Below are 5,688 nucleotides of genomic sequence, written 5' to 3'. Positions count from 1 at the left end.
TGCGGTGGCCTGCGTGAACGACGCACCAGCAGCGGACAATGCCAGTTACAACGCCACCGATGACACGCTTTTGAGCGTTGCAGCACCGGGGGTGCTGGATGGTGACACAGACGCTGACGGCGATACCTTGAGCGCGGAGCTCGACGCGAGTGTGGACAATGGCAGCCTGACATTGAACTCGAACGGCTCCTTTTCTTACACACCGGCTGACGATTTTTGTGGTGCCGACAGCTTTACCTATCACGCTACGGACGGGACTGCTGATAGCAACATAGCCACGGTCAGCATTGCGGTGGCCTGCGTGAATGACGCACCAGTGGCCAATGGGCAATCTGTGTCGACGCCCGAAGACACGGCACTCGCGATTACCCTGACGGGCAGCGATGCCGATGGCGATACGCTGTCGTTTACCGTGGTAACGGGTCCTGATCCGGCCAAGGGTACGCTTAGCGGCACGGCACCGAATCTGACCTATACGCCGCTGGCCAATTTCAACGGTGCTGACAGCTTCACCTTTGTGGTCAATGACGGCACGGCTGACTCTTCCTCTGTTGCAGTGGCTCTGACGATCAATCCGGTAAACGATCAACCCGAGCTCGCATCATTTTCAGCCGTAACGATTGACGAGCTTTCTCCGTTTACCTTCAATGCGGCGGACAATCTGAGTGATCCTGACGATCTTAATGACGGCTCTGGCGAGATCTTATGGAGTCTTGGTGGCGCACCAGAGGGTATGACCATTTCCAGCGTGGGTGTGATTTCCTGGATACCAGGCGAAGCTTCCGCCAATACATACAACATTCTTATCGAAGTTCAGGACGGATTGGAGGACGGATCGCTTCAGCAATCTCAAGGCTTGACGCTTGTTGTTGTAGCGCCTGACAGGGACGGTGACGATATACCGGATTACGATGATAATTGTCCCGACGACGAAAACACCGATCAGGCCGACCTCGACGAGGACGGTCTTGGGGACATTTGCGATGGCGATGATGACGGAGACGGAATAAGCGACGTCGCGGAGCTTGCCAATGGATTGAATCCAAGAGATGCAGCCGATGCATTGCTTGATCTGGACGGCGATGGCCTGTCCAATCTGGAGGAATTTCAACAGTGCGTTCTCGATAATGACATCGAATGCGAAGCTATAAGCACGGACTCTGACCGCCCGACGATAACGGTCAGCGACACGACGGTAGTATCGACTGGCTATGTAACTCCCGTAACGATTCCGGTGACCGCCTTCGACAGCCGCGATGGCGAAGTGCCGGTAACTGCAGATAAGTCAGGTCCATTCCGACCGGGTCGTCATGTCATTACCTGGACGGCAACGGATTCTGACGGCAATAGTGCCAGCGAGCAGCGCAACCTGGATGTTCTTCCGCTGGTCACCCTGGCTGGATCAGTGTTAACCGGCGAAGGCCGCAGCATAGCGGTACCTATTTCCCTCAATGGTCTCGCACCGAGTTATCCGGTGACCCTCGATTACACGGTGGCGGGCGTTGCGGACAGTGCCGATCACGATCTTGCCGATGGCAGCTTGCAGATCAGTAGCGGCGCGGTTGCTAACCTGCTCATCACTATCACAGACGATGCCGTCGTTGAAGGTGATGAGGAGTTCGTGATTACGCTGACCGATGCCAGTGAAAACGCAGTACTCTCCGATGCGGTGACCTATCGCGTGATTATCGTCGAACGCAACATTGCGCCGTCGGTTTCATTTTCCGTACTGCAGTCTGGTATCAGCGGCGCCCATGTATACAAGGACCAGGGAGAAGTCGTCATCACCGCGATAGGGGCGGATCCCAATGGTGACAGCCTGACTTACGATTGGAGCAGCACCGACGGTGGATTGGGCGGTGAAGTGTCCGGTAACGAATACCGGTTTGATGCAGCTTCGACGATGCCGGCGGCCGGCGCTTACGAGATCCGTGTGGTCGTCAGCGACGGCATACTGCAGACCTCGCGTTCGACCACCCTGATGATTGGTGACGCAGCGCCGATCCTGTCCGACGCCAATGACTCTGATAACGACGGGGTGGGCGATTTTACTGAAGGCCGTGGAGATGCAGATAATGATGCACTGCAGGATTTTCGCGATGCCGTGGATGATCCGACCCAGCTGCATGCCAGGGTGTCAGGAAACCTGAGCAATTATTCCCGGCTGATTCGTGCGAACCCTGGCATGTCTTTGTCACTGGGACGCTTCGCAATCGCCGCAAGCCGCAGCGGTGCGCGTATCAGCAGCGTCGATGTCAGGGATGCCGGTGGCCAGATAGTTGCCGATACCGGATTCTCCCCGGTCGGGGCAATTTATGATTTTGGTATCAGCGGATTCTCAAGCGTGGATACCGCCGTCAGCGTGGTAATTCCGCTCGTGCAGGGCATTCCCCTCGGTGCGAAACTGCGCGGTTTCGCCGGGAATTCGTGGTTGCCATTTTTCGAGACTGCTACCGATGGCGTTCGCTCTGCAGCGAGTGTTGATAATGAATGCCCGCCGCCAGGAGATCCGGCTTATCGAGTGGGCCTCATCGCCTTCAATGATTGCGTGCAGCTGACATTGTCTGACGGCGGCGCCAATGATACGGACGGCGAGGCGAACGGCGTAATTCGTGGCACCTTTGGATTAGCCATCGGTGCCGCCCCCGTGTCCGGTTCGGTGAATGACAGCGCTCCCCCCGCACCGACCGCCGGACCGCAGGGCGGTGGCTCCCCTGATTTGCTGTTGCTGATGTTCTTGTTGCTGCTCTTGTTGTTACGTACCAGGCACGACAACCGAGGCATCCAATCATGAACGGCATGGTGCGAAAATCTTGTCAAAGCGCAGTGTTGGTCATTATGGCGGCCGGTCATAACATTGCGGGCGCAGCCGGTGCTGAGACAGAGTGGTTCGCAGATACGGAAGCCACTGCAATTTACGACGACAACGTTAGCCGGGCCGAGCGCGAACGTGACATCGTTTATGACAAGATGCTGCTGGCAAATATCGGGCTGGCTTACAACCGCGAACTATCCAGTGAAAGAGCCATCACCTTACGCAGTTTTCTACAGATAGAGCAGTTCTTTGAGGTCGAAGGCCTGAGTCATTCGTCTGTGGGCGGACAGTTTATTTATCGCTGGCAGAACGAGCTGGGATTCTCGGCGCCCTTTTACCAATTCAACACCACCGTTCAATTTAACGAGTTCCGTGTCCAGCAGCGCGACAACACTGAGATCAACTCTCAATTCATCGTTTCCAAGCGCATCACGGACAGCATCCTGGCCTCCACGGGGCTGGAGTATAACTATCAGGATTCCAGTGGTGTTGTTTTCGATCAGAGCCGGTCGCGTTGGTTTTTAAATGCCGACTATGCGACCCGGTCGGGCTGGGCCCTCTACGGAACGTATAGTTTCATCCATGGTGATACGACCTCCACTGCCCAGGCGGTATTCTGCAACGGCGCCGCGGCACCGGATACTTTTGGACTGGTGATCGCGTCCGAGGCCATTGAGGTGGATCAGGCTTTCAGTGACGAATTCTGTGGCAAGTGGGTCAGTTACCGGTTGAATGCCAACACCAACATGTTGGTGCTTGGGCTTAACAAAGGCATTGGCAACAGCATGGCTCTCGATTTTTCAGTCAGAAAAGTGCTGGTAAATGGGGCAGGCGACAATGATTACGACAGAACCATTTTCAATGCGAGTCTGTTAGTGAGGTTCAGGTAATGCGTCGAATCCAATCGGGGTGCATGCTGCTTTTTCTGCTTGCAGGATTGAGCGGCTGTCCAAGCAAAACAGGCAGAAGTGATATCGAGCCGGTGGCTGTAACCGTTAATCCCACGGTTACCCCCGATACGTTTCTGCGTTTCGACAATACCTATACTGTGGCAGGCACGAGCCTGATCGACTCCGCTGCTTATGCCAGTGCATATTTTGCGGCGGTTGACCCCAACTCGGAGCGCACTACGCTGGCGGCCTGGAAGGCAGTCAATGGTTTTGACAGTGGTGCCGACGTTAATGTGACGTTTCGCGACACCAAGGATCTGGGTTACGGTCGGGATATGTATGCTCGCGTGAGGATAGACGGTGGCATTGCAATTTACGTGGATAATTATGTGGTGCAACCGCTGCCCGGCGACGCGACCGGATACGGACCAATAAACCTCGATGCAGCGATTAACAAAGACAGGCGTTACCAAATCGGGACCAACGTCATTGAATACAGCCCGATGGATGAGGCCGATCCGAGTTCGGACAAGATCGTCAAGATGTTTATTTTTGGTCCGCCGGAAGCAGATGGTACGCAACAGCGCCTGCTGATAGCAGATTTGGATGGGCGCGGGAAGAAACATGTTCCCACTACATGCTTTTCCTGTCATGGCGGGAGCATGTATCCGCTGAATTCGGACGGCAGCTTTTCTGGAGACACGCTCAGATCGGCCAAGATGAATATCCTGGATCCCGCTACCTTTGAGTTTCCGGCTTTTACTGAATCGCAACAACTCGCCGGCATCAAGCAAATAAACATGATGGTGTATGACCATTATCTTGAGATGGACCAGCGCCCGGATATCGAACAGGCGAAATGGGATAACTCGCTGGCGGCCGAGCTCGTAATCGGCGCATATGGCGGCGATTTTTCGGCCACCAACTTTGATACGAGTTTCGTCCCTGAAGGCTGGCGCCAGTCCGCAGATCGTCCGGAGGGTGTCGAGCTACTTTATAACGAGGTGGTGGAACCGCACTGTGTCAACTGTCACTCTCTGCAGGCGAGCAATTCGGCCAAAGAATATACCGCTCCCGTGCTGTTCAATGATCAGCAAGTAAATCTCGCCAATGCCGTCAGTTTCAGCAGCTATGAGCAGTTCATCAGCTATAACGACGAAATAATTGATCGGGTATACCGCCACGCGCGAATGCCGATGTCGCTGTTGAACTACTCGAAGTTCTGGCGCAACCCGGAGGGCCCGCCCGCATTGCTGGCGTCTTTTTTGCAGGGCTTCGACGTACTGGGTGCGAATGGCAGAGTTATTCCGCCGGGTAAACCGGTGCCACTACCGGGTGCTAATAGGACCGTGACCTCGCCAGTTGTTCAGGATGCCTCAGGCAGCTATCTGACAGAACGTTTTGCCTGGACTATCGTCTCAAAGCCGAACAACGCCACCGCAAGCCTCGCTAATGCCAATGCTGCGGCGACCACCCTGACCGCAGACACCGATGGCGACTATGTGTTGGAACTGCGGGTCAGCAATGCGATGGGCAGCAGCACGGCGCGAGTTACATTGACCGTAGATTCAGCCATGATTCCGGCCCCGAGTGAGCTCACGTTTGCTAACGACATCAGAGCAGTGCTGAACGATAGTTCCGCCGGTAGAAGCTGTGCGTCCTGCCACAGGGCACAAAGTGAGTTCCTTGGGATTCCTGTTTACTTCGATGACAGTAACCCGACGCTTTTTCAAAACGTCCTTGAGCGGGTCAATTTCAGGGATCCTGAAAACAGCCCGCTGTTGCACAAACCGACCAAGCTGCAACATGGCGGCGGCATCGCATTGGATCGAGCCAATTCGCAGGACAACGACAATTACATCACGCTGCTCAACTGGATTCGCAACGGTGCCCCTTGCGGTAGTGATCCGACTTTTTGCAGCGCCGGAAGTCTGCATCAGAGATGACTGTTTAACTCAGACGGTCGCGGCAACCTTGTTGGCG

At 55.1% G+C, this 5,688-nt stretch carries 3 protein-coding genes; all 3 read left to right on the top strand.

Annotated elements, in window-relative coordinates:
- Positions 1-2,794, top strand: a 2,794-nt coding sequence (locus tag HKN06_04015; protein ID NNF60478.1) for a tandem-95 repeat protein, incomplete at its 5' end; no start/stop codon positions are given.
- Positions 2,791-3,705, top strand: coding sequence for a hypothetical protein (locus HKN06_04010; GenBank protein NNF60477.1), 915 nt, complete (start codon positions 2,791-2,793; stop codon positions 3,703-3,705). The genes HKN06_04015 and HKN06_04010, both read left to right, overlap by 4 nt.
- Before the next feature lie 23 nt (positions 3,706-3,728).
- Positions 3,729-5,651 (top strand): hypothetical protein, encoded by a 1,923-nt coding sequence (locus tag HKN06_04005; protein ID NNF60476.1) that lies wholly within the window; start codon positions 3,729-3,731, stop codon positions 5,649-5,651.
- Positions 5,652-5,688 lie beyond the last annotated feature (37 nt).

The organism is Gammaproteobacteria bacterium, assembly GCA_013003425.1.
In the GTDB taxonomy this organism is placed as follows: Bacteria; Pseudomonadota; Gammaproteobacteria; order Steroidobacterales; family JABDKV01; genus JABDJB01.
This window is presented reverse-complemented; position numbering and strand designations above follow the sequence as displayed.

Coding starts and splice junctions, on each gene's coding strand:
- HKN06_04010 (NNF60477.1), top strand. CDS start 2,791: ATGAACGGCATGGTGCGAAAATCTTGTCAAAGCGCAGTGTTGGTCATT.
- HKN06_04005 (NNF60476.1), top strand. CDS start 3,729: ATGCTGCTTTTTCTGCTTGCAGGATTGAGCGGCTGTCCAAGCAAAACA.